Below are 25,874 nucleotides of genomic sequence, written 5' to 3'. Positions count from 1 at the left end.
GACTGGATGAAAACAAGCGAACGGATCCTCGAATGTGCCCTGCAGTTGTTCAATGAAAAGGGCGAGCCGAACGTCTCCACCATGGAGGTTGCCAATGAAATGGGGATCAGTCCCGGCAACCTCTACTACCACTTCCACGGCAAGGAACCGCTGATTCTTGGACTGTTCGAGCGCTTCCAGAACGACCTCGCCCCGCTGCTCGACCCGCCCGCCGATGTCGAACTGGCGCCGGAGGATTACTGGCTGTTCCTGCACCTGATCGTCGAACGGCTGGCGCAGTACCGTTTTCTGTTCCAGGACCTGTCGAACCTGGCCGGCCGCCTGCCGAAACTGGCCAAGGGCATTCGCCAGTTCCTCAACGTGCTCAAGCGCACGCTGGCGTCATTGCTGGCGCGGCTGAAGGCGTCGGGGCAGTTGGTCAGCGACACCCAGGCGCTGGGGCAACTGGTGGAGCAGATCACCATGACGCTGCTGTTCTCGCTGGACTATCAGCGGATTCTTGATCGCGAAGGCGAAGTGCGGCTGGTGGTGTACCAGATCATGATGCTGGTGGCGCCGCATCTGTTGCCGCCGGTGAAGGTGGCGACGGAGAGGATGGCTTTGCAGTATCTCGAAGATCACGAGTAATCCGACGGCTTTTACCCAAACAAAAACGCCCGACCTTCACAGGCCGGGCGTTTTCTTGAGCCCTGAAAAATCAGGACTGACTGGTTGGCGTCGACGGCGTCGATGCAGCAGTCGGAGCAGGCGCCGGGGTTGGAGCCGAGGCCGAGTTCGACGTGCTTGCCAGTGCTTGCGGTGTGGTCACCGGTTTTGGAGCAGCAGCTTTCGGCGCGGCCGGTTTTTTCACTGCCGGTTTTTTCGCCGCAGCCGGTTTGGCGGCAGGCTTGGCAGCGGGTTTGGCAGCCGCGGTTTTCGCTGCTGGCTTGGCCGCCGGTTTGGCAGCTGGTTTTGCTGCCGTTTTTGCAGCTGGCTTGGCGGCGGCCTTGGCGGCAACCGGTTTGGCCGCGGCTTTCGCTGCTGGCTTGGCGGCAGCGGTTTTGGCTGCTGGTTTTGCGGCCGGTTTGGCGGCGGCTTTAGCCAGTGGCTTGGCAGCGGTTTTGGCCGCAGGCTTGGCTGCTGCGGTTTTGGCCGCGACAGGCTGAGCTTTCAGGCCGGTGAGTTTTTCGATCTGCCTGGTCAGGGTATCGACCTTCTTGTGCAGATCCTTCACCTCGTTGCGGCTCGGTACGCCCAAGCGCGAAATCGCACTGTTCAGGCGCTTGTCGAAAGCCCCTTCCAGTTCATCCCACTTGCCCAGTGCGCGATCTTTCACACCGCTGATGCGCGATTTGGCCGAAGAAGCGGAGTCCTTGGCAGCATCGACTTTTTTGCCGACTGCAGCCTTGGTGAGCTTCTCGGCTTTCTCGCCGTCTTTGACCAATGTATCGAAGAGCTTGCTGCCGTCAGTGTCGATCTTCGAGTACACGCCTAAACCAGCCAGCCAGATCTTGCGGGAATAGTCTTCGACTTTTCCGATCCACGAGCTGCCTTCTTTATCGGTGTTCTTTTTACCAGCCATCCCGTTCTCCTTAAGATTTACGCGCGACGCGTTCGAGCAATGCCGTCAGCTCATCGAGCTTAGCAGAGAGTGTCTCAACGTCATGTTTAGACGGAATGCCGATACGATTCAAGGCACTGGCGACACGTGTGTCGAACGCCTTCTCGACCTTGTCGAGCTGAACTTCGACCCGGCCTTTGAAAGAGCTGACTTCGCTCTTGGCTTCATCGATCTCGGCGTTGGCCGCTTCGAGTTTTTCGGTGACGGCTTTTTTGCCTTTCTTTTCAACAGTTTGACCAGCCTTGATCAACTCCTGAAAGTACTCGCTGCCCTCCTGACCGACCTTGGTGTAGGCACCCAGGCCTGCCAGCCAGATCTTGCGGGCATAGGATTTGACGTCGCTCAGAGCGGAAGTCGAAGCGTCGATTTTTTTCTTCAAAATGACTTTGGCCATGGTGCACCTCACGCGCAGAAGGTTTGAGGAACTGCCCTGACGAGTGTCGGGCTCAGGCACAAAGTAGGGAGAAAAATTAGAAACGGCACCCTAACAACTGACACAAACAGGCGAACTCACCACAAAACAAATGTGGGAGCCAGCCTGCTGGCGATAGCGATTTATCCATCAACATCGATGTTGACTGATGCACCGCCATCGCCAGCAGGCTGGCTCCCACAAGAGATGTTGCCCGACCCGAATCAGACCAGCGCTTTATCCAGCGCCTTTTCGATCTCGGCTTTGATCATGCCGCTCATGGCCGACATCATCAGGCCCAGTTCCACGTCGACCCGGATCGAATCCTCGGCCACGTGCACCGCGCCCTTCACGCCCGAACGCTTGAGGTTCAGGACATCGCCCGACCACTGCGGCTCCAGGCCATATTGATCGGAGAGTTTCTGCGCCAGTTTGTCGGCTTTCTCGCGGGCCGCTTCCTTGCCCAGGCTGTGGGCACGCTCAACACTGATATGGGCCATTGAATGACTCCTGCTTTTTGAATGGGGCTATGAATGCCTGCAACGAATCTTGACCGCCACTGCGGCAAATCGTCCCGAAGGTTGCCCATCTTACCTTTAGCCATTCCAAGACAAAGCATGGCTTGGGGATTAGAATGTCGCGCATTCTCTTTTGGTGACAGCGATATGACTGATCAGCGCAAAGGCAGCGATGCCGAACCCACCACTCACTTCGGCTTCAAAAACGTTCCGGAAAGCCAGAAAGCGGAAAAAGTCGCTGAGGTGTTCCACTCCGTGGCCGCCAAGTACGACCTGATGAACGACCTTCTGTCGGGCGGCATGCACCGTCTGTGGAAGCGTTTCGCGATCGAACTGTCGGGCGTGCGCGCCGGCAACCGCGTGCTGGACATCGCCGGCGGTACGGGTGACCTGACCAAGAAATTCTCGCACCTGGTCGGCCCGACCGGTCAGGTGGTGCTGGCCGACATCAACGAATCCATGCTCAAGGTCGGTCGTGACCGCCTGCTGGACGTCGGTGTTTCGGGCAACGTCGAATTCGTCCAGGCCGACGCTGAAAAGCTGCCGTTCCCGGACAACCATTTCGACTGCGTGACCATCGCCTTCGGCCTGCGCAACGTGACGCACAAGGAAGACGCCCTGCGCTCGATGCTGCGCGTCCTCAAGCCGGGCGGCCGCCTGCTGGTGCTGGAATTCTCCAAGCCGACCAATGCGCTGATGTCCAAGGCCTACGACGCCTACTCGTTCGCCTTCATGCCGTTGATGGGCAAGCTGATCACCAACGACTCGGAAAGCTATCGCTACCTGGCCGAATCGATCCGCATGCACCCGAATCAGGAAACCCTGAAGTCGATGATGGTCGACGCCGGTTTCGACCGCGTGACCTATCACAACATGACCGCAGGCATCGTCGCCCTGCACCGCGGCATCAAACCCTGATGCTGCTGACCGGGCTGCTCGCCAGCGTCGAACTCGGCCTGAACCGTGTGCTGCGTCTCGACAGCACGGCGCTGCCGCGACTGGCGCACCTGACCGGCAAAGTGATTGCCGTGGATTGCCGCAGCCCGGCGCTGCAACTGTTCATTCTGCCGAGCGACGAAGGCCTGATGCTCGCATCCCACTGGGAAACCGGCGTCGACTGCACCCTGCGCGCCCCGGCCTCGAGTCTGGTGAAACTGGCCCTGAGCAAGGACAAGACGGCGGTGCTGCACGCGCCGGAAGTCGAACTCGACGGCGACAGCGGCGTGCTGCTGGAGCTGGCGGGCGTGCTGCAGGACCTGGAGCTGGACTGGGAGTACGAACTCTCGCGCTGGCTGGGACCTGTCGCCACGCAACTGGTCGGCGGCCACCTGCGCAGCCGCGCCCGCTGGTATCAACAAGGATTTGCCAGCCTCAACCAGAACCTCGCTGAATACCTGGCCGAAGAATCGCGCACCCTCGTCGGGCAGCGCGAAGCCGAAGCCCGTTTCAGCGAACTGGACCGGATCAAACTCGATCTGGAACGTCTCGAGGCGCGCTTCGAGCGCCTTTCCCGATCCCTCGACTCAAGCGATAACGCATGAAGCTGCTCGCCGTCCGCCGTCTGTTGCGCATCCAGCGCGTCGTGATCCGCTACCGCCTCGATGACCTGTTGTTCGACCTGCCTTTGCCGTGGTTTCTGCTGGCGCTGCGCTACGTTCTGCCGTGGCGCTGGTTCCCGCGCAAGCCGCTGGACCTGAGCCGTGGCGCACGCCTGCGCCTGGCCTTGCAGGACCTGGGGCCGATCTTCATCAAGTTCGGGCAGATCCTCTCGACCCGCCGCGACCTGCTGCCGGAAGACATCGCCGATGAACTGATGCGGCTGCAGGACCGTGTGCCGCCGTTCGATTCGCAACTGTCGGTCAAACTGATCGAAGAGCAACTGGGCAAGAAGATCAGCGAAGTGTTCAGCCGCTTCGACGTCGAACCGCTGGCCTCGGCCTCGGTGGCGCAGGTGCACGCCGCGCAACTGAAGACTGGCGAAGAAGTGGTGGTCAAGGTGATCCGCCCGGGTCTGAAACCGATCATCGCCCAGGATCTGGCGTGGCTGTTCATCCTCGCCCGCGCCGCCGAGAAGGTCTCCGCCGATGCCCGTCTGCTGCACCCGGTGGACGTGGTCAGCGACTACGAAAAAACCATCTACGACGAACTCGACCTGTTGCGCGAGGCGGCCAACGCCAGCCAGTTGAAACGCAACTTCGAAGGCTCGCCGCTGCTCTACGTGCCGCAAGTCTATTGGGACTGGTGCCGGCCGAAAGTGCTGGTGATGGAGCGCATCTACGGGATTCAGGTGACCGATCTGGCGACCCTCGCCGACCAGCGCACCGACATGAAAATGCTCGCCGAGCGCGGCGTGGAGATCTTCTTCACCCAGGTGTTCCGCGACAGTTTCTTCCACGCCGACATGCACCCGGGCAACATCTTCGTCAGCACCGTCAATCCGTGGAGCCCGCAGTACATCGCGATCGACTGCGGCATCGTCGGCAGCCTGACCCCGGAAGACCAGGACTATCTGGCGCGCAACCTGTTCGCCTTCTTCAAGCGCGACTACCGCCGCGTGGCGCAATTGCACATCGATTCGGGTTGGGTGCCGGCGGAAACCAAGCTCAATGAATTCGAAGCGGCGATCCGTACCGTGTGCGAACCGATCTTCGAAAAACCATTAAAAGATATTTCATTTGGCCAGGTGCTGATGCGCCTGTTCCAGACCGCGCGCCGCTTCAACATGGAAGTGCAGCCGCAACTCGTATTGCTGCAAAAGACCCTGCTGAACATCGAAGGCCTGGGCCGTCAGCTGTACCCGGACCTCGATCTGTGGAACACCGCGCAGCCGTTCCTCGAACGCTGGATGCGCGAGCGCGTCAGCCCGAAAGCCTTGCTCGGCAACGTCCAGAGCCAGTTCGAACAACTGCCGCACCTGGCCAACATGGCCCGCGATCTGCTCGAACGCATGTCCCAGCCCCACGCCAACGACCCGCCGCCACCGTGGAAAAAACGCAAGGACGACTGGTTCCTGCGCCTGCTCGGCAGCGCCCATCTGGCGGGCGGTACGATCCTCGCCGCCGGGGGCCCGATGCACGAACTGGGGCATTGGCCCGCCGGGATCATGGTGGCCGTCGGCTTGTATCTGGTCGTTCGCCGATAGCCAGTTCCGTGATCGGCTGGCACACTGTTTCAACGCCTGAACCCGACTATTGAAGTGTGGGTTCGCTGTCGGAGTCGAAGATGAAAAACTGGCTGGACGAGATCAAGTGGGACGCCGATGGCCTGGTGCCGGCGATTGCTCAGGATCACAAGACCGGACGCGTATTGATGATGGCCTGGATGAACCGCGAAGCCCTGGAGCTGACCGCGGCGGAAAACCGTGCCATCTATTGGTCACGTTCCCGTGGCAAGCTGTGGCGCAAGGGCGAAGAGTCCGGCCACGTACAGACGCTGCATGAGATGCGTCTGGACTGCGACGCCGACGTCATCATCCTGATGGTCGAACAGATCGGCGACATCGCTTGCCATACCGGCCGTCAAAGCTGCTTCTACCGCGTCTTCGAAAACGGCGACTGGAAAACGGTCGACCCGGTCCTGAAAGACCCGCACGCCATCTATTCCGCAGGACACAAACATGAGTGACACCCTGACCCGCCTCGCTCAGGTGCTGGAAGAGCGCAAGGGCGCTGCTGCCGACAGTTCGTATGTGGCTAGTCTGTATCACAAGGGCTTGAACAAGATTCTGGAAAAGGTCGGCGAAGAATCGGTCGAAACGATCATCGCCGCCAAGGACGCCGCCGTCAGCGGCGACTGCAGCGACGTGATCTACGAGACCGCCGACCTGTGGTTCCACAGCATGGTCATGCTTGCCCAGCTGGGGCAGCATCCGCAGGCGGTGCTGGATGAACTGGATCGCCGTTTCGGCCTTTCCGGACACGTCGAGAAAGCCTCGCGCCCGTCCGCCTGAACAACTTCAAAAGAGGAACAGCAACATGGGCATTTTTGACTGGAAACACTGGATCGTCATCCTGGTGGTCGTGGTACTGGTGTTCGGTACCAAGAAACTGAAGAACCTCGGCACCGATGTTGGCGAGTCGATCAAGGGCTTCCGTAAAGCCATGAACGACGACGAAAAACCGGCCGATCCGACCGTCACGCCTGCGCAACCGGTGCCACCGGTACAGCCGCAAGCCACCGCTCAGGCCAACCCGCCGCACACCATCGACGTGCAGGCGCAGAAAGTCGAAGAGCCGATCCGCAAAGACGTGTGAGCACTGACTAATGTTTGGTATCAGCTTCTCTGAACTGCTGCTCGTCGGCCTCGTCGCCCTGCTGGTGCTGGGCCCCGAGCGTCTGCCGGGCGCTGCACGCACCGCCGGCCTGTGGGTCGGACGGCTGAAGCGCAGCTTCAACGCGATCAAACAGGAAGTTGAGCGTGAAATCGGTGCCGACGAAATCCGTCGGCAACTGCACAACGAGCACATCCTGTCGCTGGAACAGGAGGCGCGGAAGATTTTCACGCCGGTTCAGCAGGAGCCGACGCCGGTCGAGCACGTGGGTGAGCAGACGATTCATGCGCCTGCCGCCGCGACGCCACCAGCACCTGTCGTAGCGCCAACCCAGCCAGTGCCCGCTGTTGCAGAAAACTCGGTTGAACACGTAGCCCCAACCGCCGCGCCGACTCCACCAGCGCCTCACGACACCACTCTGCCGCCGCGAGCCCCATGAGCGATCTCCCCGAAAACGACCAGCACATGCCGCTGGTTTCGCACCTCACCGAGTTGCGCACCCGCCTGCTGCGTTGCGTGGCGGCGATCTTCATCATCTTCGCCGGGCTGTTTGCCTTCACCCAGCAGATCTACACCTTTGTTTCGACGCCGCTGCGTGAATACCTGCCGGCCGGCGCGACAATGATCGCCACCGACGTGTCGTCGCCGTTCCTGACGCCGCTGAAGCTGACGATGATGGTCTCGCTGTTCCTGGCGATTCCGGTGATCTTGCATCAGATCTGGGGCTTCATCGCACCGGGCCTTTACAAGCACGAGAAGCGTGTCGCGGTGCCGTTGCTGATCTCCAGCATCCTGCTGTTCTACACCGGCATGGCATTCGCCTACTTCTTCGTGTTCCCGCTGATCTTCAAGTTCTTCGCCTCGGCCACCCCGGCCGGTGTGGAAATGATGACCGACATCACCAGTTACCTCGATTTCGTCATGACGCTGTTCTTCGCTTTCGGCGTGGCGTTCGAAATCCCGGTGGCCGTGGTGCTGCTGGTGTGGATCGGCGTGGTCGACGTCAAATACCTGAAGAAGATCCGTCCGTACGTGATCATCGGCTGCTTCGTGGTCGGCATGATCCTGACCCCGCCGGACATCTTCTCCCAGACCCTGCTGGCCGTGCCGATGTGGATGCTGTTCGAAGTCGGCATCCTGTTCGGCAGTCTGGTCAGCAAACGCGAGCGCCCGGAAGAAACCGCCGACGATCACAACGACCAGCCGCCAGCGACTCAGCCATGAACCTGCTGCTGCTCGAAGAGGCCGACTTCATTGCGGCCGACCGCGTCGTGCTGCGTGATCGGCGCCTGACCCACATGCAGGAAGTCCACCGCTCGGAAGTCGGCGACAGCCTGCGGGTCGGGCGCATTGGCGGGCTGATGGGCTCGGCCGAGCTTTTGCGCCTTGACGCGGGCGAAGCCGAGCTGCGGGTCACCCTCGATCAACCGCCGCCGGCCAAACTGGCGCTGACCCTGGTGCTCGCCCTGCCCCGCCCGAAGATGCTGCGCCGGGTGTTCCAGACCGTGGCGACCATGGGCGTGTCGAAGGTGATTCTGGTCAACAGCTACCGGGTCGAGAAAAGCTTCTGGCAAACGCCGTTCCTGGAGCCGGAAGCGATTCGCGAACAACTGATCCTCGGCCTCGAACAGGCTCGGGATACGGTGCTGCCGGAGATCATCATCGAGAAGCGCTTCAAGCCGTTCGTCGAAGATCGCCTGCCGGCCATCACCGACGGCACCCTCGGCCTGGTCGGTCATCCGGGCAACTTCCCGCCCTGCCCCCGCGCCCTGAACGAACCTGTAACCCTGGCCATCGGCCCCGAGGGTGGCTGGATTCCCTATGAAATCGATCTGCTGGCCAAGGCCGGGCTGCAACCGGTGCAACTGGGCGAGCGAATCCTGCGGGTCGAAACCGCCGTCACCGCGCTGCTCGCCCGGCTGTTCTGAAGTCTTCTCCGGACAAAAGGCGTTACAGATTGCCATCATGCGGCCGATACCCTCCCCATAAGTCCAATTAGTGGTCCGAGGGGAGTCGTCGCATGTACCGTTGGTTAGCCGAGAGTCTTGGAAACGTCAGCGTTAAACGTAAGCTTGGAATCGGTTTCGGCCTGGTGCTGCTGCTGACCCTGTTGATCACCTTCACCGGCTGGACCGGCATGAGCGGGATCATCAGCCGGGGCGACAAGCTCGGCTTCATCTCCAGCCTCAACGAGCTGACCAAGGACCTGCGTCTGGCGCGTCTGGACTATGAAGCCCGCCGTGGCGAACAGGGCCCCGGTGCGGTCAACGACCTGCTCGGCAAACTCGACGCCGGCCTGCAAAGCGCCCGCGGCATGATCGAGCAACCGTCCGACGTGGCCATGATCGATCAGCAACTGGCGGCGGTTGCCGAGTACAAACGCGCCTTTGGCGACATGACCCAGGCCACCGTGCAGCGTGAAGACGCTCGCAGCAAACTCGGCGCCAGCGCCGATAACGCGGTGGCCAAGGTCAGCGAAGTCGAGAAATCCCTGCTGCAAGGCGACAGCGTCGCGCAATTCAACAGCGTGATCGAGCTGAGCAAACTGCTGCAGCAGGCGCGCTATCAGGTGCGCGGCTACACCTACAGCGGCAAGGCCGAAGCCGAACAACCGGCGCTGGATGCCATCGCCGCCGCCCTGAACAATCTGGAAAGCCTGCCGAGCAAACTGCCCGAGCAACACATCGCCAACCTGCAACAGGCCACCGAATCGCTGAAGGCTTATCGCGCCGCCGTCAGCCAGTTCCGCGACTCCCAGGTGAACAACGCCAAGGCGCTGGCTCGCATGTCGGCCCAGGGCGACATCCTGCTCGACGTCAGCAAGAAACTCACCGAATCCCAGACCATCGTCCGCGACACCGATGCCGCGCACGCCAAAAACATGCTGATGATCGCCACCCTGCTGGCCCTGGCCTTCGGTCTGCTCGCGGCCTGGGCGATCACCCGGCAGATCATCATTCCGCTGGAGCAGACCCTGAAAGTCGCCGAACGCGTGGCCGCCGGTGACCTGACCCACAATCTGGTGTCCCTGCGCCGCGATGAACTTGGTCAACTGCAACGCTCGATGCAGAGCATGACCCAGGGCCTGCGCGAATTGATCGGCGGCATCAGCGACGGCGTGACCCAGATCGCCAGCGCCGCCGAAGAGTTGTCCGCGGTGACCGAGCAGACCAGCGCCGGGGTCAACAATCAGAAAATCGAGACCGACCAGGTCGCGACCGCCATGAACGAAATGGCCGCCACCGTGCAGGAAGTCGCGCGCAACGCCGAGGAAGCTTCGGAAGCAGCGGTCGCCGCCGACCAGCAGGCCCGTGAAGGCGACAAGGTGGTTGGCGAGGCCATCGCCCAGATCGAACGTCTGGCCGCCGAAGTCGGCCATTCCACCGAGGCCATGGGCGAGCTCAAGCGCGAAAGCGACAAGATCGGCAGCGTGCTCGACGTGATCAAGTCCGTGGCCCAGCAAACCAACCTGCTGGCCCTCAACGCCGCCATCGAAGCCGCCCGTGCTGGTGAAGCCGGTCGAGGCTTTGCGGTGGTCGCCGACGAAGTCCGCAGCCTCGCCCAGCGCACCCAGAAGTCCACCGAAGAGATCGAAGAGCTGATCGTCGGTCTGCAGAACGGCACCCAGCAAGTGGCGACGATCATGGACAACAGCCGCACCCTGACCGACAGCAGTGTCGAGCTGACCCGGCGTGCCGGTGGCTCGCTGGAGAGCATCACTCGCACCGTTTCGGCGATTCAGGCGATGAACCAGCAGATCGCCGCAGCGGCCGAGCAACAGAGCGCCGTGGCTGAAGAGATCAACCGCAGCGTGCTGAACGTGCGAGATGTCTCGGATCAGACCTCGGCGGCCAGTGAAGAGACGGCGGCCTCCAGCGTCGAGCTGGCGCGCCTGGGCACTCACCTGCAAACGCTGGTGGGCCGGTTCAAGGTGTAAACCGCGCACACAAAAAAATCGCAGCCATTGGCTGCGATTTTTTTTGTCCTGTGTTTAGAGGACTTGCCGCAGGAACGCCTGGGCTCGTGGATCCTTCGGTGCATCGAAGAACTCCGCCGGCGAGGCGTCTTCCAGCAGTTTGCCGTGATCGAAGAACAGCACCCGATCCGCCACTTCCCGGGCGAAGCCCATTTCGTGGGTCACGCAGACCATGGTCATGCCTTCCACGGCCAGGTTCTTCATCACGTCCAGCACTTCACCGACCATTTCCGGGTCGAGAGCCGAGGTCGGTTCGTCGAACAGCATGACCTTGGGATCCATCGCCAGCGCCCGGGCAATCGCCACGCGCTGCTGCTGACCGCCGGACAGGCGCGATGGGTACTCGCGGGCCTTCTGGGCGATGCCGACCTTCTCCAGCAATGCCAGAGCCTTGGCTTCGCTTTCCTTCTGGCCGCGCTTGCGCACGACTTTCTGCGCCAGGCACAGGTTCTCCAGCACGGTCATGTGCGGGAACAGATTGAAATGCTGGAACACCATGCCGACTTCGCGGCGGTAGGCGTTGACGTCGGTTTTCGGGTCAGCCAGTTGCAGGCCGTCGATGCTTACCGAGCCGGAATCGAATTCTTCCAGACCATTAAGGCAACGCAGGAAGGTCGACTTGCCGGAACCGGACGGGCCGATCACCACCAGCACTTCGCCCTTGGCCACGGACGTGCTGACGTTATCCACCGCGCGCACCACTTGCCCACGGGTGTCGAAGACTTTTACCAGATCGCGGACTTCAATCACTTTGCGCGAGCCTCCGCTCAAGCCGGCTGGCGATTTTCGACAGCGGCAGGTTGATCAACAGGTACAAGCCGGCGACGCAGAACAGGATCTCGAACGGCGAGAACGACGTGGTGATGACTTCACGGCCGCTTTTCAGCAACTCGGTGATGGCGATCACCGACACCAGCGAAGTGTCTTTGACCAGACTGATGAACTGCCCGGCCAGCGGCGGCAGCACGCGTTTGAACGCCTGCGGCAACACCACATGACGCATCGACTGGCCGGCACTCAGACCCAGCGAACGCGCCGCTTCGTTCTGGCCGCGGGCAATCGACTGCACACCGGAACGGATGATTTCCGCCACGTAGGCGCCGGTGAACAGCGACAGCGCGGCGATCCCGGCGAACTCCCGGGACAGGTTCATCACCGTGCCGATGAAGAAATAGAAAATGAAGATCTGCACCAGCAGCGGCGTACCGCGCACCAGTTCGACATAGATCGTCGACAGGTCGCGCAGGGTCGGGTTGCTCGACAGCCGGCACAGCCCGGTGGCCAGACCGATCAGCAGACCCAGCACCCCGGACACCACCGACAGCCAAAGCGTGGTCCACAGGCCCCACAGCAGCGGACCCGCCGCCCAATGCCGCGTCACGCCCACGACGTCGCCTTCGGCCACATCGTCGCCCTGAGCGAATTGCAGGCTGTTTTCGTCGACGGTCAGGTGCTGCTCGTCACCGGCATCGTTGCGCAGGGTGACCTGCGCGCTGCCGCCCTTGCGCACCAGTTCGCTGACGGTGGAAATGTCGGTCGCGCGCTGGGTTTCCTCGGCCTGATAGGCGAAGTACTGCGGCACACGGTTCCAGCGCCATTCGTAGGACATCAGCGACGTGGCGTAATACAACGCGCCGGCCAGGCCGACCAGCACCAGCACGGTCAGGACGTGCCAGGGCCATTGGGCTTTTTTCTGTTTCATTGGATTTGCAGGTTCCGAATTCTGTGTCGCCAGGAAGGCCGCTATCGCGAGCAGGCTCGCTCCCACAGGGAAATGCATTCCATTGTGGGAGCCAGCCTGCTGGCGATGGGCTCGACGCGGTCAGTCTGACCAGCGCTTATTCCATGTCCTTGAGCCACTCGGTGCTCTTGAACCACTTGTCATGGATGCGATCGTAGGTGCCGTCTTCGTGGATCTGGTGCAGGAAGTTGTTGATGAAGTTGATGCTGTCGTAGTCACCCTTCTTCAGACCGAAGGCCAGTGGCTCGTAGGTAAACGGCTTGTCGAGAAACACCAGCTTGCCGGCGCCGACCTTGTTCACCGCGACCACGTTGTACGGCGCGTCGTAGATGAAAGCGTCAGCCTTGCCGTTGACCACGTCGAGCACGGCTTCCTGCTCGTTGTCGTAGCCGTGGTACTTGGCCTTGGAGATCAGTTTTTTGGCGACCATTTCACCGGTGGTGCCGAGCTTGGAGGTGATGCGGTAGTCAGCGGTGTTCAGGTCTTTGTAGGACTTGACGGTGCCTTCCAGCTCCTTGCGGATCAGCAGGGTCTGGCCGACCACGATGAACGGTTCGCTGAAGTTCAGGCGCAGGTTGCGTTCCTGGGTCAGGGTCATGCCGCTGCCGATCATGTCGAACTTGTCGGTCATCAGCGCCGGGATGATCCCGTCGTAGCCGGTGGAGACCAGTTCCAGCTTGACGCCCATCGCCTTGGTCATGGCTTTGAGGATGTCGACTTCGAAACCGATGATTTCGCCGCGCTTGTTGGTCATTTCGAACGGCATGTAGGTCGGATCCATGCCGACCTTCAACGAGCCACGCTTGACCGCGTCGTCGATTGCGCCGGCCTGCGCCGCATTGACTGCAACCAGTGCCGTGACGCCGACCAGCAGCATCGACAGATACTTCTTCATCTTCAAGTCCCCAAAACCATTGCGTTTGCGGCGCGAAAACCGACAGAAATGGACAAGATTGTCCGGGTGCGCCAATTCGGGGACGGATGCTAACGCACTCGATTTTTTGCACAAGGTTTAATGGACGATTTGTTTAACATTCAAGATTTACCCCCTCACCCCAACCCTCTCCCCCAAGGGGGGCGAGGGGGAAAGGGAGCCGATCTCTGTAAATTTCAAATCTGAGTTCGACCGAGATCTGTCAGGTCGATGTATTTCGAGAGAACAACTCAGTCAGTCCCCTCTCCCTCCGGGAGAGGGCTAGGGTGAGGGGCTTTTCGGCAGGCAAAAAAAACCCCGCTTTCGCGGGGTTTCTTCATCAGGCCGGTTGCGCCTGCAAGCTCACCGGCTTGAGCGGCAGCAGCGGCGCGTGGGGATCGGCTTTCACCGAAGCCCGCCATGCGTCCAGCCACTCGGCGTGGCCTTCGGCCCACACCTGCTCGTGCAGACGGGCCAGGGCTACCGGATCGCTCAGCAGTTGCAGGCGATCATGGTTTTTCAGCCCGGCCGGGCCGACCTTGATCGCGTGACGCACACGTTCCTGGCGCAGCCATTCGATCGGCTCGGCCTGACCGTGACGCGAGGTCGCCAGCGAGCACGCCAGGGCGTTCTGCTGTGGATCGACCACGGCGCGGACGAAGCCGTCGTTCAGCGCGTGCCAGCGGTTTTCGTGGGTGTACTGATCGGTGGCCAGCAGCTCCTGTGGCGGATTGTATTCCTCGGGGATGAGGAACAGGCTTTCGTCACGGGATTTGAGGCCCAGACCGACGCGGCTGGAAATCACCGACACCGGAATCGACAGCATCAGCGAACCGACGATCGGCACCAGCCACCACAGGAAGCTCGGGTTCAGCCAGATCACCAGCAGCGCCCAGAAGAAGCCCAGCAGGGTCTGCGGACCGTGACGCTTGACCGCTTCGCTCCATGGCGTCGAGTCGTCGTCACGCTGCGGCGAGTTCCAGGTCGCGGCCCAGCCGAGGAACGCGGCGAGGACGAAACGGGTGTGGAAAATCATCCGCACCGGCGCCAGCAGCATGGAGAACAGCATCTCCAGCAGCATCGACACGGTCACCTTGAACTTGCCGCCGAACTCTTTCGCACCCTTGGCCCAGATCAGGATGATGCTCAACAGCTTCGGCAGGAACAGCAGCACGATGGTCGTCGAGAACAGCGCGATCGCCTTGTCCGGGTGCCATTGCGGCCACAGCGGATAGAGCTGACGCGGTTCGAGGAAGTACTGCGGCTCCATCAGCGTGTTCACCGCCAGCAGCGCGGTCGACAGCACCAGGAAGAAGAACCACAGCGGCGCCGACAGGTAAGACATCACGCCGGTCAGGAACACCGCGCGGTGCACCGGGTGCATGCCTTTGACCAGGAACAGACGGAAGTTCATAAGGTTACCGTGGCACCAGCGACGGTCACGCTTGAGCTCGTCGAGCAGGTTCGGCGGCAGTTCTTCGTAGCTGCCCGGCAGATCGTAGGCAATCCACACGCCCCAGCCGGCACGGCGCATCAACGCCGCTTCAACGAAGTCGTGAGAGAGAATCGCACCGGAGAACGCACCCTTGCCCGGCAACGGCGCCAGGGCGCAGTGGTCGATGAACGGCTTCATGCGGATGATCGCGTTGTGACCCCAGTAGTGGGATTCACCCAGCTGCCAGAAGTGCAGGCCGGCGGTGAACAGCGGACCGTACACGCGAGTGGCGAACTGCTGCATGCGTGCATACAGCGTGTCCATGCCCGAAGCGCGCGGCGCGGTCTGGATGATACCGGCGTCCGGCGTGGCCTCCATCAGGCGCACCAGACTGGTCAGGCACTCGCCGCTCATGACCGAGTCGGCGTCGAGTACGACCATGTACTTGTAGTCACCGCCCCAGCGACGGCAGAAGTCGTCGAGGTTGCCGCTCTTGCGTTTGACGCGACGGCGACGGCGGCGATAGAAGATCTTGCCGAAACCCTTGGCTTCGCGGCAGACGTCCAGCCAGGCCTGCTGCTCGGCAACGCAGATGTCGGTGTCGTTACTGTCGCTGAGGACGAAGAAGTCGAAACGGTCCAGGTCACCGGTAGCGGCGACCGACTCGAACGTCGCGCGCAGACCGGCGAACACCCGAGGCACGTCTTCGTTGCAGATCGGCATCACCAGTGCGGTGCGCGCGTCTTTCGGAATCGGCTCGTTGCCGGCACTTTTACCGGAGATCCGGTATTTATCGTGACCGGTGAGCAATTCGAGGAAGCCCATCAGCGCGGTCCAGAAACCGGCCGATACCCAGCAGAACAGAATCCCGAACATGATCAGGATGCTGGTCTGCAGCGCATACGGCAGCACTTGCGTGGCGGTTTGCAGCAGCGGTTGATGCAGGACTTCTTCCAGATCGACGAACGACCAGCCCTGGTACGGCATGATGCCTTTCATGTACCAGCCGGCGACGATGGTCTGACCCAGCATCAGCACCAGCAGAATGTAGCGACGGATCGAACCGACCGTGCGCCAGCGCGCCGCCGGCAGCACGTTGGCGTCCTTCGGCGGTTGCGGCGGGTTGGTGCGGCCGGTCAGGCGACGCCAGCCACGCACCAGAATGTTGGTGCGCCACGGCTCCGGCACGACCTTGGTCCGACGGATCGGCGGCGTGGCCTTCATGCTGACCCGGCCGCTGGCGTCGAGCACCAGCATTTCCGCGTCTTGCAGCTCTTCGGCGGTGCTCAGGATCAGGCGCTTGCCCACCGAAGCCTGGGCGGCTTCGGTCGGTGCGTCAAAGGTCTTGGACGACAGGCGTTCATGCAATTCGCTGAAGGACTGGCAGCCCGCGAGTTCCGCGCGCTGCTCGTCGGTCATCGGCAGATGCGCCAGGTACTCGGACAGAGTCTCTGGCTGTACTTGAGAGTTACTCATCGGCAGGCAACTGATAGCTCCAGGTCTCGGTCAGGACTTCTTCAGTCGGTGCCGATTCCGGTGTGGCTGGGGCCGCGTCCGCAGCGGCTGGCTGCTTGGCGTCTTTGTTGGCCTTGTCCTTGGCATCTGCAACCGGCTTGGCGTCGGCCTGTTTGGCCTCGGCGGCCTTGGCTTCCTTGTCGGCTTTCTCTTGTTGCTTGGCGGCAACCTTGTCGGCCTTGGCTACCGACGAATTGGACGTCGGTACCGAAGACTTCGCCAGATCAGCGGTCACCACTGGCTGCACCAGGGCTGCGCGCATCTCGGTGGACTTGCTCGGGTCCTTGATCTTCATCCGCAGGGTCAGGCGCCAGCCTTTGGTTTCCGGGTTGTAGCGCACGCTGTTTTCGACCAGTTCGGCGTTGTCGCCGACGCTGACCTGGCTGCGAACGTCCGCATCCGGGGCCAAAGCGGCCAGGGACGGGCCTTCGAAGTCGACCAGGTAGGCAACGCTGCCATCCGGCTGACGGATCAGGTTCGATTGCTTGACGTCACCTGTCGAACGCAGGGTCTGGTTGACCCAGGCGCTGTCCGGCGCGTGCAGCGCGGCCTCGTCGATGGTCCAGTGCATACGGTAGGCGAAGTCCAGCGGCTGGCCAGGCTCCGGCAGTTTTTCCGGGTTCCAGAACGCAACGATGTTGTCGTTGGTTTCGTCCGCAGTCGGGATCTCGACCAGATCAACGGTGCCCTTGCCCCAGTCGCCCTTCGGCTCGATCCAGGCACTTGGGCGCTTGTCGTAGCGGTCGTCGAGGTCTTCGTAGTGGCTGAAGTCACGGCCACGTTGCAGCAGACCGAAACCACGCGGGTTCTCGACGCTGAACTGGCTGACAGCCAAATGTTTCGGGTTGTTCAGCGGACGCCAGATCCACTCGCCGTTGCCGGCATGGATCGACAGACCGCTGGAGTCGTGCAGTTCACGACGGTAGTTGAGCACTTTCGACGGCTGGTTGGCGCCGAACAGGAACATGCTGGTCAGCGGCGCGATGCCGAGCTTGCCGACCTTGTCACGCAGGTACATCTGGCCCTTCACGTCGACAATGGTGTCGCTGCCCGGACGCAGGATCAGACGGTAGGCGCCGGTCGCACGTGGCGAATCCAGCAGGGCGAAGATCACCAGGTGCTTGTCGCCCGGCTTCGGCTGCTGAATCCAGAACTCGCGAAAACGCGGGAATTCTTCGCCGGACGGCAAAGCGGTATCGATCGCCAGGCCACGGGCCGACAGACCGTAGGTGTGACCCTTGCCGACGACGCGGAAGTAGCTCGCGCCCAGCATGGTCATGATTTCGTCTTGCTTGTCCGCCTTGTTGATCGGGTACAGCACACGGAAACCGGCGTAGCCCAGTTGTTCGGTGGCCTTCGGATCGAACTGCAGGTCGCCGAAATCGAAACGGCTAGGATCGTATTTGATCTCTTCGACGGTGTTCGCGGTGATTTCGTTGATTTTCACCGGCGTATCGAAGTGCATGCCCTGGTGATAGAAGGACAGCTTGAACGGGGTCTTCTGGTCGGCCCATTCGGCTTTTTCGGTGCGGAAACGAATCTTCTGATAGTCCGCGAATTTCATTTCACGGAATTCGTTCGGCAGGTTGCTGCGCGGGGCTTCGAACTTCTGCCCGGCCAGCTCTTTGGCCTTGACCGACACATCGTCAAGATTGAATGCCCAAAGCTGGCCGGCGCTGAGCAGGCAGAGTACTGCCGAGCCCGCTACCAGAGCGCTGCGCAAGCGTTTGGCAGACAATTTTGCTGCATTACAGGGACTAACAATCACGAGCAACCCTCGCCGAAAACAGATCAATAAACCAACGGCCAGATGAAGTGCCTGTGAGGGATTCGGTACAAAAAAACCGACCTTGCAGGACACCCTTGCCAAGTTGGCGAGCATTGTTCCGACTCCGCTGGGTCAAAATGATTCCCCAATCGGATCCGGACAAGTCTCTACCTAAGTCAAAATGGACCAACGAACGCTGATCCCCGTAGCGCGCGATTATCTAGTAGCCCGCGTGACAACGCATCAGGGGTAACAAAGTATTTATCGCGAAAATTCCCTGTTTTCAGTCGAAAAGCCCTTAAAAAGTTGTTTCAAGCACTTTCATGTCTGTAACAGGAAGGTTACCGGGCCATCGTTGACCAGGTGCACCTGCATATCCGCGCCGAATCTACCTGATGCCACTGTGCCATGCATCTGTTTCGCTTTGCTTAATAGATAGTCGAATAATTCTTCGCCCAGCGCCGGAGGGGCGGCGGTCGAGAAACTCGGGCGCAACCCGCTTTTGGTGTCGGCAGCGAGGGTGAACTGAGAGACCAGCAGCAACCCGCCGCCCACATCCGCCAGGGACAGATTCATCTTGCCCTCGGCGTCACTGAACACTCGATAGTTAAGCAGCTTATGCAGAAGTTTGTCGGCGCTGGCCGGCGTGTCGTCGGGTTCGACCGCCACCAGCACCAATAAACCCTGATCGACACTGCCAACCACCTCGCCCGCCACTTCGACCCGCGCGCCTTTCACGCGCTGCAACAGCCCCTTCATGCTTCTTCGGGCGGCAGGTCGAGCAGGCGCCGGGCCATTTTGCTGGCGGCGCGCACCAGTGCATCGGTGATGCCCGGTTCCGAGGCAGCGTGGCCGGCATCGCGGATCACCTGCAGCTCGCTGTTCGGCCAGGCCTGATGCAGCTCCCAGGCGTTGTCGAGCGGGCAGATCACGTCGTAGCGGCCGTGGATGATCACGCCCGGCAGATGGGCGATCTTGCCCATGTCGCGGATCAGCTGGTTTGGCTCAAGGAAGGCATTGTTGGTGAAGTAGTGGCATTCGATCCGCGCGATCGACAAGGCGCGCTGCGGCTCGGAGAAACGGTCGACCACCAGCGGGTTCGGACGCAGGGTCGCGGTGCGCCCTTCCCAGGTCGACCAGGCCTTGGCTGCGTGCATCTGGGCGATCTGGTCGTTGCCGGTCAGGCGTTTGTGGAAAGCGCTGAGCAGGTCGTCGCGCTCGTCCAGCGGAATCGGCGCGAGGTAGTCCTGCCAGTAATCGGGGAACAGGCGGCTGGCACCGGCCTGGTAGAACCATTCGATTTCCTGCGGACGGCAGAGAAAGATCCCGCGCAGGATCAGCCCATGCACGCGCTCCGGGTGGGTCTGCGCGTAGGCCAGCGCCAGGGTCGAACCCCAGGAACCGCCGAACAGCACCCATTTGTCGATGCCCAGATGTTTACGGATGCGCTCGAGGTCTTCGACCAGATCCCAGGTGGTGTTGTTTTCCAGGCTGGCGTGAGGCGTGGAACGACCACAGCCGCGCTGATCGAAGGTGACAATGCGATACAGGTTCGGATCAAAATAGCGGCGACTCTGGGCGTCGCACCCGGCGCCGGGACCTCCGTGGATGAACACCACCGGCAAACCTTCCGGTGAACCGCTTTCGTCGACGTACAGCGTATGGGTGTCATCGACGGCCAGATCGTGCCGTGCGTGAGGTTTGATCTGCGGAAACAAAGTCTGCATTGCGCGCTCCGTAAGGGGTCGAGGTCATCCCTGGGGGGACTTCTATTATTCTGCCGTCCGGCATCATAAACCCGATTTACGTCAATGAGCATGCCCGTGCGCTGTCACATTTTGTCAGCCATGAACCCCAGCAGGTTCTCAAAGAGACGATCGACCTCGGCGACCTGATGCCGCGCCCGCAGGCAGCCGTGAACCAGCCCTTCGCCGTAGTACAGCGCCGCGTCGACGCCCGCCGCGTTCAGCCGTTCGGCGTAGCACACGCCGTCGTCACGCAGCGGGTCGAACTGCGCCACGGCGATCCAGGCCGGGGGCAGACCGCTGAAATCCCGGGCCAGCAACGGCATTGCATAGGCGTTCGGCTTCGCGGTGCCGCGCAGGTACAAGGCGTGATAGCAATCGACATCGCTGCTGGCGAGCAACGGCGCATCGGCGCATTCGCTGCGCGACGGTAACTGCTCGTCGCCCCCCAGCCCCGGATAGATCAAGACCTGCGCACCCGGCAGCGGCTCGCCGGCATCGCGCAGTGCCAGGCACAGCACCGCCGCGAGATTGCCGCCGGCGCTGTCGCCCGCCACCAGCATCCGTCCGGGGTCGAACCAGAAGGGCCCACTGCGCAACGCGCGCCAGACGCTCAGGCAATCCTCGAAACCGGCCGGGAACGGATGCTCCGGCGCCAGCCGGTAATCCACCGCCACCACCATTGCCCCAAGCGCCATGGCCAGCTCGCAGCAGATGAAGTCATGGGAATCCAGCCCGCCGACCACCCAACCGCCGCCGTGCAGGTACAACACGCACGGCCAGCCACTGGCCGATGGCCGGACGGGCGGACGATACGAACGCACCGCCACCCCGCTCAACTGGAAATCCACCACCTCCAGACCCGCCGGCCGTTCGGGCGTGAAGGCGCGGCACATGTCGTCATAGGATTTGCGCAATCCGCCGAGGCTGCTGTCATCGCTGGCGAAGCTTTCGGTTCTGGCAACGAACGCCGCCATCGCCGGTGAAAGTGGATAGGTACTCATCAGTTTTTCAGGCTGGCCTGAACCGTGGCCTCGCCGTCCTTGCCATCGAAACTGCTGACACCCGCCAGCCAGCGTTGCAGGTCTTCGGGATGCTCACGCAGCCAGGTCTTCGCCACTTCCTGAGGGGTCTTGCGCTCCATGATCGGCACCATCAACTGGCTTTCCTGGGCGGCGGTGAAGGTCAGGTTTTCCAGCAGTCGATGGACGTTAGGGCAGCGCTCGGCGTAGTCCGGCGCGGTGACCGTGGAAACGGTGGCGGCGCCTTCGTTCGGGCCGTAGACGTCTTCGCTGCCGGTCAGGTAGGTGATTTTCATGTTGATGTTCATCGGGTGCGGGGTCCAGCCGACGAATACCACGAACTCTTTGCGGTTCACCGCCCGCTGCACGGCGGCGAGCATGCCGGCCTCACCGGATTCGACGATCTTGAAATCCTTCAGGCCGAAATGGTTGGTTTCGATCATGGTCTTGATCGTGGTGTTGGCGCCGCTGCCGGGCTCGATGCCGTAGATCTTGCCACCGAGCTGATCCTTGAATTTAGCGATGTCGCCGAAGGTTTTCAGCCCCGCCGCCGCTACGTAATCCGGCACTGCCAACGTCGCCTGGGCGTCGGCCAGGCTTGGCTTGTCCATGACCTTGACCTGATTGGCGGCGAGGAACGGCGCAATATTCTTGTCCATCGCCGGTTTCCAGTAGCCGAGGAAGATATCCAGACGCTTGTCGCGGATGCCGGCGAAGATGATTTGCTGCACGGCGCTGGTCTGTTTGCTTTCGTAGCCGAGGCCGTTGAGCAGCACGTCGGCCATGCCGCTGGTGGCGATCACGTCGGTCCAGTTGACCACGCCCATGCGTACGGTTTTGCAGGATGCATCGTCAGAAGCCATGGCGCCGGCGCTGAGCAGCGCACTGCCGGTCAGGATTAACGCACAACGAGTGAACAGTCTTTTCATGTGGGATCGTCTCGTGCGGCAGCGGGTTATTGTTCGGATCGGTGTCTTCTTGCACCGTGGCCGAAACATTACGCAGCAGACGAGCGGGAAAAGCGAACTGAGGCGACCGGGATTTGCACGGTGGCGACCCAAGCCGTGCACAAACCTGTGGTCACCACAAAAACTGTGGGAGCAAGCTCGCTCCCACAGGGTTCCTGGTGTGTATTCAGGATTTGTAGCGAGTCGCGCCCCAGGCAAGCAGCCCCTGCAGCAACTCCTTGAGCACCACCCGCGTCGGCTCCGCCAGATCGGCGCGGTAGCGGAACGGTTCGAACTCTTCCATGTAGGTGCACTGGCCCAGTTCCAGTTGCACGGCGTGGATGTTCTCGGCCGGGTTACCGTAGTGACGGGTAATGTGGCCGCCCTTGAAGCGTCCGTTCAGCACATGGCTGTAATCGCCGTGGCGGGCGCAGATCGCTTCCAGTTGCGTGGCCAACTGCGGATCGCAACTGGCGCCGTTGAAAGTGCCGAGATTGAAGTCCGGCAGCTTGCCATCGAACAGGTGCGGGATGATCGAGCGGATCGAATGCGCATCGAACAGCAGTGCGTAACCGAACTCGGCTTTTAGCCGCGCCAGCTCTTCCCGCAAGGTGCGGTGGTACGGCGTCCAGATCTGCTCCAGGTACGTCGCACGCTCTTCTTTCGACGGTTCCTGGCCTGCCTTGAACAACGGAATGCCATCGAACAGCGTCGCCGGGTACAGCCCGGTGGTGGCGCCGGCGTACAGCGGTTTGTCGTCGGACGGCCGGTTCAGGTCGATGACAAATCGCGAGTACTCGGCCGCCAGGGTGCTGGCGCCCAGTTCGGCGGCGAAGTCGTAGAGCTGCGGAATGTGCCAGTCGGTGTCCGGCAGGCTTTTCGCGTCCGGGATCAACCCGGCCTCGACCGCCGGGGTCAGGCGCACACCGGCGTGGGGCATGCTGATCAGCAGCGGCACGCGACCTTGTTTGAAGTTCAGAACCTTATCCACAACCGCTCTCCTACAGACTTGATTCAACGCCGTGACGCACGACGCGTTTGTCCAGTTCACCACCGAGCCAGTACGCCAGATCCGCCGGGCGGTCGATCTGCCACGCGACAAAATCGGCGACCTTGCCGGCTTCCAGCGAACCATGGGTGTCGGCCATGCCCAAGGCTTGTGCCGCATGAATCGTGGCGCCGGCCAGGGCTTCTTCCGGGGTCATGCGGAAACAGGTGCAGGCCATGTTCAGCATCAGGCGCAAAGACAACGCTGGCGAGGTGCCGGGGTTGAGGTCGCTGGCGATGGCGATTTTCACTTTGTGTTTGCGCAGGGCTTCCATCGGCGGCAACTGGGTTTCGCGCAGGAAGTAGAACGCGCCCGGCAACAACACCGCGACGGTGTCGGACTCGGCCATGGCGATGGCGTCGGCTTCGTCCATGAACTCCAGGTGATCGGCGGACAATGCGTGGTAGCGCGCAGCGAGGCTGGAGCCGTGCAGCGACGACAATTGCTCGGCGTGCAGCTTCACCGGCAGACCGAGTTTTTGCGCGGCGATGAACACCCGCTCGACCTGCTCAGGGGAGAACGCCAGGTATTCGCAGAACGCATCCACCGCATCGACCAGGCCTTCGGCAGCCAGCGCGGGCAGCATCTCGGCGCAGATGTGATCGATGTAATCGTCGGCGCGGTCCTTGTATTCCGGCGGCAATGCGTGGGCGGCCAGGCAGGTGCTGCGCACGCTGATCGGCAGCTCGGCGGCGAGGCGACGGATGACCCGCAGAATCTTGCGCTCGCTGGCCAGATCGAGGCCGTAGCCGGATTTCATTTCGACCGTGGTCACGCCGTCGCGCATCAGGCTTTTCAGGCGTTTGGCGGCGCTGGCGAACAGCTCGTCTTCCGAGGCTTCGCGCGTGGCCCGCACAGTGCTGGCGATGCCGCCGCCGGCCGCTGCGATTTCGGCATAGCTGACGCCTTGCAGGCGCTTCTCGAACTCGCCGCTGCGGTTGCCGCCGAACACGGTGTGTGTGTGGCAGTCGATCAGGCCGGGAGTGACCCACGCGCCTTGCAGGTCATTGACCGCCGGGTATTCGCCTGACGGCAATTGGCTGCGCGGGCCGATCCACTCGATGAGTGCACCGGACGTCACGATGGCCGCATCCTCGATGATCGAGTAGACGCCTTGCGCCATGGTTGCGACGTGGCAGTGTTGCCAGAGGGTTTTCACTGTGAGCCTCCGTTGGATTCTGTTTGGTGGGCAGCCTTCAAAAGCCCCCTCATCGGAACGCCGCCCGCCTAACCCTCTCCCGGAGGGAGAGGGGACTGACCGCGTTGTTCTTTCGAGGTACATCGACCTGAAAGTTCTGAGTCGATCTCAGGCTCTGAAAACCATGAAGATCGGCTCCCTTTCCCCTCTCCCCCTGGGGGAGAGGGCTGGGGTGAGGGGGAACGGTTTCCCGGACGACAAAAAATCCCCCTGAAAAAACGCTTACAAACTAGGCAGCAACTTCGCCGGAACCAGCTCGGTCAGAACCCGCGAAGCCAGCAGTTCGGTCGCCGCATTGATGTCCGGTGCGAAGAAGCGGTCCTTCTCGTAGAACGGCACTTCGCGACGCAGAATCCCGCGGGCCTGCTCCAGTTTGGTCGAGGTCTTCAGGCCGTTGCGCAGGTCCAGGCCCTGCACCGCCGCCAGCCATTCCACCGCGAGAATCCCGCGCGTGTTCTCGGCCATTTCCCACAGACGCTTGCCGGCGGCCGGGGCCATCGACACGTGGTCTTCCTGGTTGGCGGAGGTTGGCAGGCTGTCCACCGAATGCGGATGGGACAGCGCCTTGTTCTCGCTGGCCAGGGCCGCAGCGGTCACTTGGGCGATCATGAAGCCGGAGTTCACGCCTCCGTTGGCGACGAGGAACGGCGGCAGCTGCGACATGTGCTTGTCCATCATCAACGAGATGCGGCGCTCGCTCAGGGAACCGATTTCGGCAATGGCCAGTGCCATGTTGTCAGCGGCCATGGCCACTGGTTCAGCGTGGAAGTTGCCGCCGGAAATCACGTCGCCTTCGGCCGCGAACACCAGCGGGTTGTCGGATACGGCGTTGGCTTCGATGGCCAGCACCTCGGCGGCCTGGCGGAACTGGGTCAGGCACGCGCCCATGACTTGTGGCTGGCAACGCAGCGAGTACGGATCCTGCACCTTTTCGCAGTTCTGGTGCGAGTCGGAGACTTCGCTGCGCTCGCCCAGCAGATCGCGGTAAGCGGCAGCGGCGTCGATCTGGCCTTTCTGGCCACGGGCAGCGTGGATGCGTGCGTCGAACGGCGAACGCGAACCGAGCACCGCCTCCACCGTCAGACCGCCCAGCGCCAGCGCGCCGGCGAACAGGTCTTCACCTTCGAACAGGCCGCGCAGCGCGAATGCGGTGGAAACCTGAGTACCGTTGAGCAGCGCCAGACCTTCTTTCGCCGCCAGGGTCAGCGGGGTCAGACCGGCGACTTTCAGCGCTTCGGTCGCTTCCATCCACTCGCCCTTGTAGCGCGCCTTGCCCTCGCCCAGCAGCACCAGCGACATGTGCGCCAGCGGCGCGAGGTCACCGGACGCACCGACCGAGCCTTTCAACGGAATGTGCGGATAGACCTCGGCGTTGATCAACGCGATCAGCGCATCGATCACTACGCGACGAATCCCGGAGAAACCACGGCTGAGGCTGTTGACCTTGAGCACCATGATCAGGCGCACCAGCTCATCGCTGATCGGCTGGCCGACACCGGCGGCGTGGGACAGCACCAGCGAGCGCTGGAGGTTTTCCAGGTCTTCGCTGGCGATGCGGGTCGAGGCCAGCAGGCCGAAACCGGTGTTGATGCCGTAGGCGGTGCGGTTCTCGGCGAGGATCTGCTCGACGCAGGCCACGCTGGCTTCGATCTGCGCGCTGGCGCTGTTGTCGAGGGTCAGCTTGACCGGGTTCTGATAAACGTCACGCAGTTGGGCCAGGCTCAGTTGGCCGGGGATCAGGTTCAGCGCAGTCATCTTGTGCTCC

Annotated in this window: 26 protein-coding genes and 1 pseudogene; 12 read left to right on the top strand and 15 right to left on the bottom strand. The window is 61.9% G+C overall.

The genetic code is table 11. The annotated features are described in order from the left end of the window. Positions 1-6: 6 nt before the first annotated feature. The gene (locus CAF76_RS18460) at positions 7-627 is read left to right on the top strand and encodes a TetR/AcrR family transcriptional regulator (protein WP_007952414.1); all 621 of its coding nucleotides are present in this window, start codon (positions 7-9) and stop codon (positions 625-627) included. A gap of 70 nt (positions 628-697) precedes the next feature. Here the strand turns inward: CAF76_RS18460 and CAF76_RS18455 are convergent, their stop codons facing one another. From CAF76_RS18455 to CAF76_RS18445, 3 genes are all read right to left on the bottom strand, one after another. Then, a complete protein-coding gene (locus tag CAF76_RS18455; protein WP_085648009.1) occupies positions 698-1,561 on the bottom strand; it encodes a phasin family protein in 864 nt (287 codons plus the stop codon). Positions 1,562-1,571: 10 nt separating this feature from the next. Then, positions 1,572-1,994: a phasin family protein gene (locus tag CAF76_RS18450; RefSeq protein ID WP_039772451.1), complete on the bottom strand. Its 423-nt coding sequence runs from the start codon at positions 1,992-1,994 to the stop codon at positions 1,572-1,574. Positions 1,995-2,236: 242 nt separating this feature from the next. Continuing rightward, positions 2,237-2,512: a polyhydroxyalkanoic acid system family protein gene (locus CAF76_RS18445; RefSeq protein ID WP_007952417.1), complete on the bottom strand. Its 276-nt coding sequence runs from the start codon at positions 2,510-2,512 to the stop codon at positions 2,237-2,239. Positions 2,513-2,677: 165 nt separating this feature from the next. Between CAF76_RS18445 and ubiE the strand changes: the two genes are divergently transcribed. The 11 genes and pseudogenes from ubiE to CAF76_RS29090 all read left to right on the top strand — a co-directional run bounded on the left by ubiE (position 2,678) and on the right by CAF76_RS29090 (position 10,738). Beyond that, complete coding sequence (ubiE, locus tag CAF76_RS18440) at positions 2,678-3,448, top strand: bifunctional demethylmenaquinone methyltransferase/2-methoxy-6-polyprenyl-1,4-benzoquinol methylase UbiE (RefSeq protein WP_007952418.1); 771 nt, start codon at positions 2,678-2,680, stop codon at positions 3,446-3,448. Further along, positions 3,448-4,071, top strand: a complete 624-nt coding sequence (locus CAF76_RS18435) for an SCP2 domain-containing protein (RefSeq protein WP_085648008.1) — start codon at positions 3,448-3,450, stop codon at positions 4,069-4,071. The genes ubiE and CAF76_RS18435 overlap by 1 nt, the downstream gene beginning before the upstream one ends. After that, the gene (ubiB, locus tag CAF76_RS18430) at positions 4,068-5,672 is read left to right on the top strand and encodes a ubiquinone biosynthesis regulatory protein kinase UbiB (RefSeq protein ID WP_039772455.1); all 1,605 of its coding nucleotides are present in this window, start codon (positions 4,068-4,070) and stop codon (positions 5,670-5,672) included. The genes CAF76_RS18435 and ubiB overlap by 4 nt, the downstream gene beginning before the upstream one ends. 80 nt (positions 5,673-5,752) lie before the next feature. Then, on the top strand, positions 5,753-6,154 hold the full coding sequence (gene hisI, locus CAF76_RS18425) for a phosphoribosyl-AMP cyclohydrolase (RefSeq protein ID WP_007909357.1): 402 nt from the start codon (positions 5,753-5,755) through the stop codon (positions 6,152-6,154). Beyond that, positions 6,147-6,479 (top strand): phosphoribosyl-ATP diphosphatase, encoded by a 333-nt coding sequence (locus CAF76_RS18420; RefSeq protein ID WP_007952422.1) that lies wholly within the window; start codon positions 6,147-6,149, stop codon positions 6,477-6,479. Before hisI ends, CAF76_RS18420 begins: the two co-directional genes overlap by 8 nt. 25 nt (positions 6,480-6,504) lie before the next feature. Next, entirely contained in the window at positions 6,505-6,783 is a 279-nt protein-coding gene (locus CAF76_RS18415; RefSeq protein WP_007952423.1) for a twin-arginine translocase TatA/TatE family subunit, read from the top strand. Between the two features lie 10 nt (positions 6,784-6,793). Then, positions 6,794-7,240, top strand: coding sequence for a Sec-independent protein translocase protein TatB (tatB, locus tag CAF76_RS18410; RefSeq protein WP_085648007.1), 447 nt, complete (start codon positions 6,794-6,796; stop codon positions 7,238-7,240). Continuing rightward, a complete protein-coding gene (gene tatC, locus CAF76_RS18405; RefSeq protein WP_007952425.1) occupies positions 7,237-8,025 on the top strand; it encodes a twin-arginine translocase subunit TatC in 789 nt (262 codons plus the stop codon). The genes tatB and tatC overlap by 4 nt, the downstream gene beginning before the upstream one ends. Next, on the top strand, positions 8,022-8,729 hold the full coding sequence (locus CAF76_RS18400; protein WP_085648006.1) for a 16S rRNA (uracil(1498)-N(3))-methyltransferase: 708 nt from the start codon (positions 8,022-8,024) through the stop codon (positions 8,727-8,729). Before tatC ends, CAF76_RS18400 begins: the two co-directional genes overlap by 4 nt. A gap of 92 nt (positions 8,730-8,821) precedes the next feature. Next, a pseudogene (locus CAF76_RS29095) lies at positions 8,822-9,883 on the top strand (methyl-accepting chemotaxis protein); the annotation flags it as partial. After that, positions 9,866-10,738, top strand: a complete 873-nt coding sequence (locus tag CAF76_RS29090) for a methyl-accepting chemotaxis protein (protein ID WP_371850981.1) — start codon at positions 9,866-9,868, stop codon at positions 10,736-10,738. The pseudogene CAF76_RS29095 and the gene CAF76_RS29090, both read left to right, overlap by 18 nt. A 54-nt stretch (positions 10,739-10,792) precedes the next feature. Here CAF76_RS29090 and CAF76_RS18390 read toward each other — a convergent pair whose 3' ends face one another. From CAF76_RS18390 to hutH, 12 genes are all read right to left on the bottom strand, one after another. After that, positions 10,793-11,527, bottom strand: a complete 735-nt coding sequence (locus tag CAF76_RS18390; RefSeq protein WP_064592877.1) for an amino acid ABC transporter ATP-binding protein — start codon at positions 11,525-11,527, stop codon at positions 10,793-10,795. Next, positions 11,520-12,479 carry an amino acid ABC transporter permease gene (locus tag CAF76_RS18385; RefSeq protein WP_007952431.1) on the bottom strand — a complete coding sequence of 320 codons (960 nt, stop codon included), beginning with the start codon at positions 12,477-12,479 and terminating at the stop codon, positions 11,520-11,522. The genes CAF76_RS18390 and CAF76_RS18385 overlap by 8 nt, the downstream gene beginning before the upstream one ends. 136 nt (positions 12,480-12,615) lie before the next feature. Further along, positions 12,616-13,413, bottom strand: a complete 798-nt coding sequence (locus CAF76_RS18380; RefSeq protein ID WP_085648005.1) for a transporter substrate-binding domain-containing protein — start codon at positions 13,411-13,413, stop codon at positions 12,616-12,618. Positions 13,414-13,771: 358 nt separating this feature from the next. After that, entirely contained in the window at positions 13,772-16,342 is a 2,571-nt protein-coding gene (mdoH, locus tag CAF76_RS18375; RefSeq protein ID WP_085648004.1) for a glucans biosynthesis glucosyltransferase MdoH, read from the bottom strand. Beyond that, positions 16,335-18,149 (bottom strand): glucan biosynthesis protein G, encoded by a 1,815-nt coding sequence (locus tag CAF76_RS18370; protein ID WP_085648155.1) that lies wholly within the window; start codon positions 18,147-18,149, stop codon positions 16,335-16,337. The genes mdoH and CAF76_RS18370 overlap by 8 nt, the downstream gene beginning before the upstream one ends. 321 nt (positions 18,150-18,470) lie before the next feature. Beyond that, complete coding sequence (dtd, locus tag CAF76_RS18365) at positions 18,471-18,908, bottom strand: D-aminoacyl-tRNA deacylase (protein WP_064592873.1); 438 nt, start codon at positions 18,906-18,908, stop codon at positions 18,471-18,473. Then, on the bottom strand, positions 18,905-19,876 hold the full coding sequence (gene pip, locus CAF76_RS18360) for a prolyl aminopeptidase (protein WP_007952436.1): 972 nt from the start codon (positions 19,874-19,876) through the stop codon (positions 18,905-18,907). The genes dtd and pip overlap by 4 nt, the downstream gene beginning before the upstream one ends. Positions 19,877-19,980: 104 nt before the next feature. Then, positions 19,981-20,898 (bottom strand): alpha/beta hydrolase, encoded by a 918-nt coding sequence (locus CAF76_RS18355; RefSeq protein ID WP_085648003.1) that lies wholly within the window; start codon positions 20,896-20,898, stop codon positions 19,981-19,983. Continuing rightward, entirely contained in the window at positions 20,898-21,845 is a 948-nt protein-coding gene (locus CAF76_RS18350) for a choline ABC transporter substrate-binding protein (RefSeq protein ID WP_085648002.1), read from the bottom strand. The genes CAF76_RS18355 and CAF76_RS18350 overlap by 1 nt, the downstream gene beginning before the upstream one ends. 205 nt (positions 21,846-22,050) lie before the next feature. Continuing rightward, a complete protein-coding gene (gene hutG, locus CAF76_RS18345) occupies positions 22,051-22,854 on the bottom strand; it encodes an N-formylglutamate deformylase (RefSeq protein ID WP_085648001.1) in 804 nt (267 codons plus the stop codon). 10 nt (positions 22,855-22,864) lie between these two features. Beyond that, positions 22,865-24,070 (bottom strand): imidazolonepropionase, encoded by a 1,206-nt coding sequence (gene hutI / locus CAF76_RS18340; RefSeq protein WP_085648000.1) that lies wholly within the window; start codon positions 24,068-24,070, stop codon positions 22,865-22,867. A 261-nt stretch (positions 24,071-24,331) separates the two neighbouring features. Then, positions 24,332-25,864 carry a histidine ammonia-lyase gene (gene hutH / locus CAF76_RS18335; protein WP_085647999.1) on the bottom strand — a complete coding sequence of 511 codons (1,533 nt, stop codon included), beginning with the start codon at positions 25,862-25,864 and terminating at the stop codon, positions 24,332-24,334. Between the last annotated feature and the right edge of the window lie 10 nt (positions 25,865-25,874).

This window comes from Pseudomonas sp. B40(2017) (assembly GCF_002112855.1).
GTDB classification, from domain to species: domain Bacteria; phylum Pseudomonadota; class Gammaproteobacteria; order Pseudomonadales; family Pseudomonadaceae; genus Aquipseudomonas; species Aquipseudomonas pharyngis.
Note: the sequence above shows the minus strand (reverse complement) of the source record. Positions and strands in the feature narration are given on the sequence as shown.

What these genes read in the sequence shown, in the direction of transcription:
- tatB (WP_085648007.1), top strand. Translation starts at nt 6,794, where the DNA reads ATGTTTGGTATCAGCTTCTCTGAACTGCTGCTCGTCGGCCTCGTCGCC.
- CAF76_RS29090 (WP_371850981.1), top strand. Translation starts at nt 9,866, where the DNA reads ATGCAGAGCATGACCCAGGGCCTGCGCGAATTGATCGGCGGCATCAGC.
- mdoH (WP_085648004.1), bottom strand. Translation starts at nt 16,342, where the DNA reads ATGAGTAACTCTCAAGTACAGCCAGAGACTCTGTCCGAGTACCTGGCG.
- CAF76_RS18415 (WP_007952423.1), top strand. Translation starts at nt 6,505, where the DNA reads ATGGGCATTTTTGACTGGAAACACTGGATCGTCATCCTGGTGGTCGTG.
- CAF76_RS18455 (WP_085648009.1), bottom strand. Translation starts at nt 1,561, where the DNA reads ATGGCTGGTAAAAAGAACACCGATAAAGAAGGCAGCTCGTGGATCGGA.
- CAF76_RS18350 (WP_085648002.1), bottom strand. Translation starts at nt 21,845, where the DNA reads ATGAAAAGACTGTTCACTCGTTGTGCGTTAATCCTGACCGGCAGTGCG.
- CAF76_RS18385 (WP_007952431.1), bottom strand. Translation starts at nt 12,479, where the DNA reads ATGAAACAGAAAAAAGCCCAATGGCCCTGGCACGTCCTGACCGTGCTG.
- CAF76_RS18355 (WP_085648003.1), bottom strand. Translation starts at nt 20,898, where the DNA reads ATGAGTACCTATCCACTTTCACCGGCGATGGCGGCGTTCGTTGCCAGA.
- hutH (WP_085647999.1), bottom strand. Translation starts at nt 25,864, where the DNA reads ATGACTGCGCTGAACCTGATCCCCGGCCAACTGAGCCTGGCCCAACTG.
- CAF76_RS18460 (WP_007952414.1), top strand. Translation starts at nt 7, where the DNA reads ATGAAAACAAGCGAACGGATCCTCGAATGTGCCCTGCAGTTGTTCAAT.
- CAF76_RS18380 (WP_085648005.1), bottom strand. Translation starts at nt 13,413, where the DNA reads ATGAAGAAGTATCTGTCGATGCTGCTGGTCGGCGTCACGGCACTGGTT.
- CAF76_RS18420 (WP_007952422.1), top strand. Translation starts at nt 6,147, where the DNA reads ATGAGTGACACCCTGACCCGCCTCGCTCAGGTGCTGGAAGAGCGCAAG.
- tatC (WP_007952425.1), top strand. Translation starts at nt 7,237, where the DNA reads ATGAGCGATCTCCCCGAAAACGACCAGCACATGCCGCTGGTTTCGCAC.
- CAF76_RS18400 (WP_085648006.1), top strand. Translation starts at nt 8,022, where the DNA reads ATGAACCTGCTGCTGCTCGAAGAGGCCGACTTCATTGCGGCCGACCGC.
- pip (WP_007952436.1), bottom strand. Translation starts at nt 19,876, where the DNA reads ATGCAGACTTTGTTTCCGCAGATCAAACCTCACGCACGGCACGATCTG.
- ubiB (WP_039772455.1), top strand. Translation starts at nt 4,068, where the DNA reads ATGAAGCTGCTCGCCGTCCGCCGTCTGTTGCGCATCCAGCGCGTCGTG.
- CAF76_RS18445 (WP_007952417.1), bottom strand. Translation starts at nt 2,512, where the DNA reads ATGGCCCATATCAGTGTTGAGCGTGCCCACAGCCTGGGCAAGGAAGCG.
- CAF76_RS18435 (WP_085648008.1), top strand. Translation starts at nt 3,448, where the DNA reads ATGCTGCTGACCGGGCTGCTCGCCAGCGTCGAACTCGGCCTGAACCGT.
- hisI (WP_007909357.1), top strand. Translation starts at nt 5,753, where the DNA reads ATGAAAAACTGGCTGGACGAGATCAAGTGGGACGCCGATGGCCTGGTG.
- CAF76_RS18450 (WP_039772451.1), bottom strand. Translation starts at nt 1,994, where the DNA reads ATGGCCAAAGTCATTTTGAAGAAAAAAATCGACGCTTCGACTTCCGCT.
- ubiE (WP_007952418.1), top strand. Translation starts at nt 2,678, where the DNA reads ATGACTGATCAGCGCAAAGGCAGCGATGCCGAACCCACCACTCACTTC.
- dtd (WP_064592873.1), bottom strand. Translation starts at nt 18,908, where the DNA reads ATGAAGGGGCTGTTGCAGCGCGTGAAAGGCGCGCGGGTCGAAGTGGCG.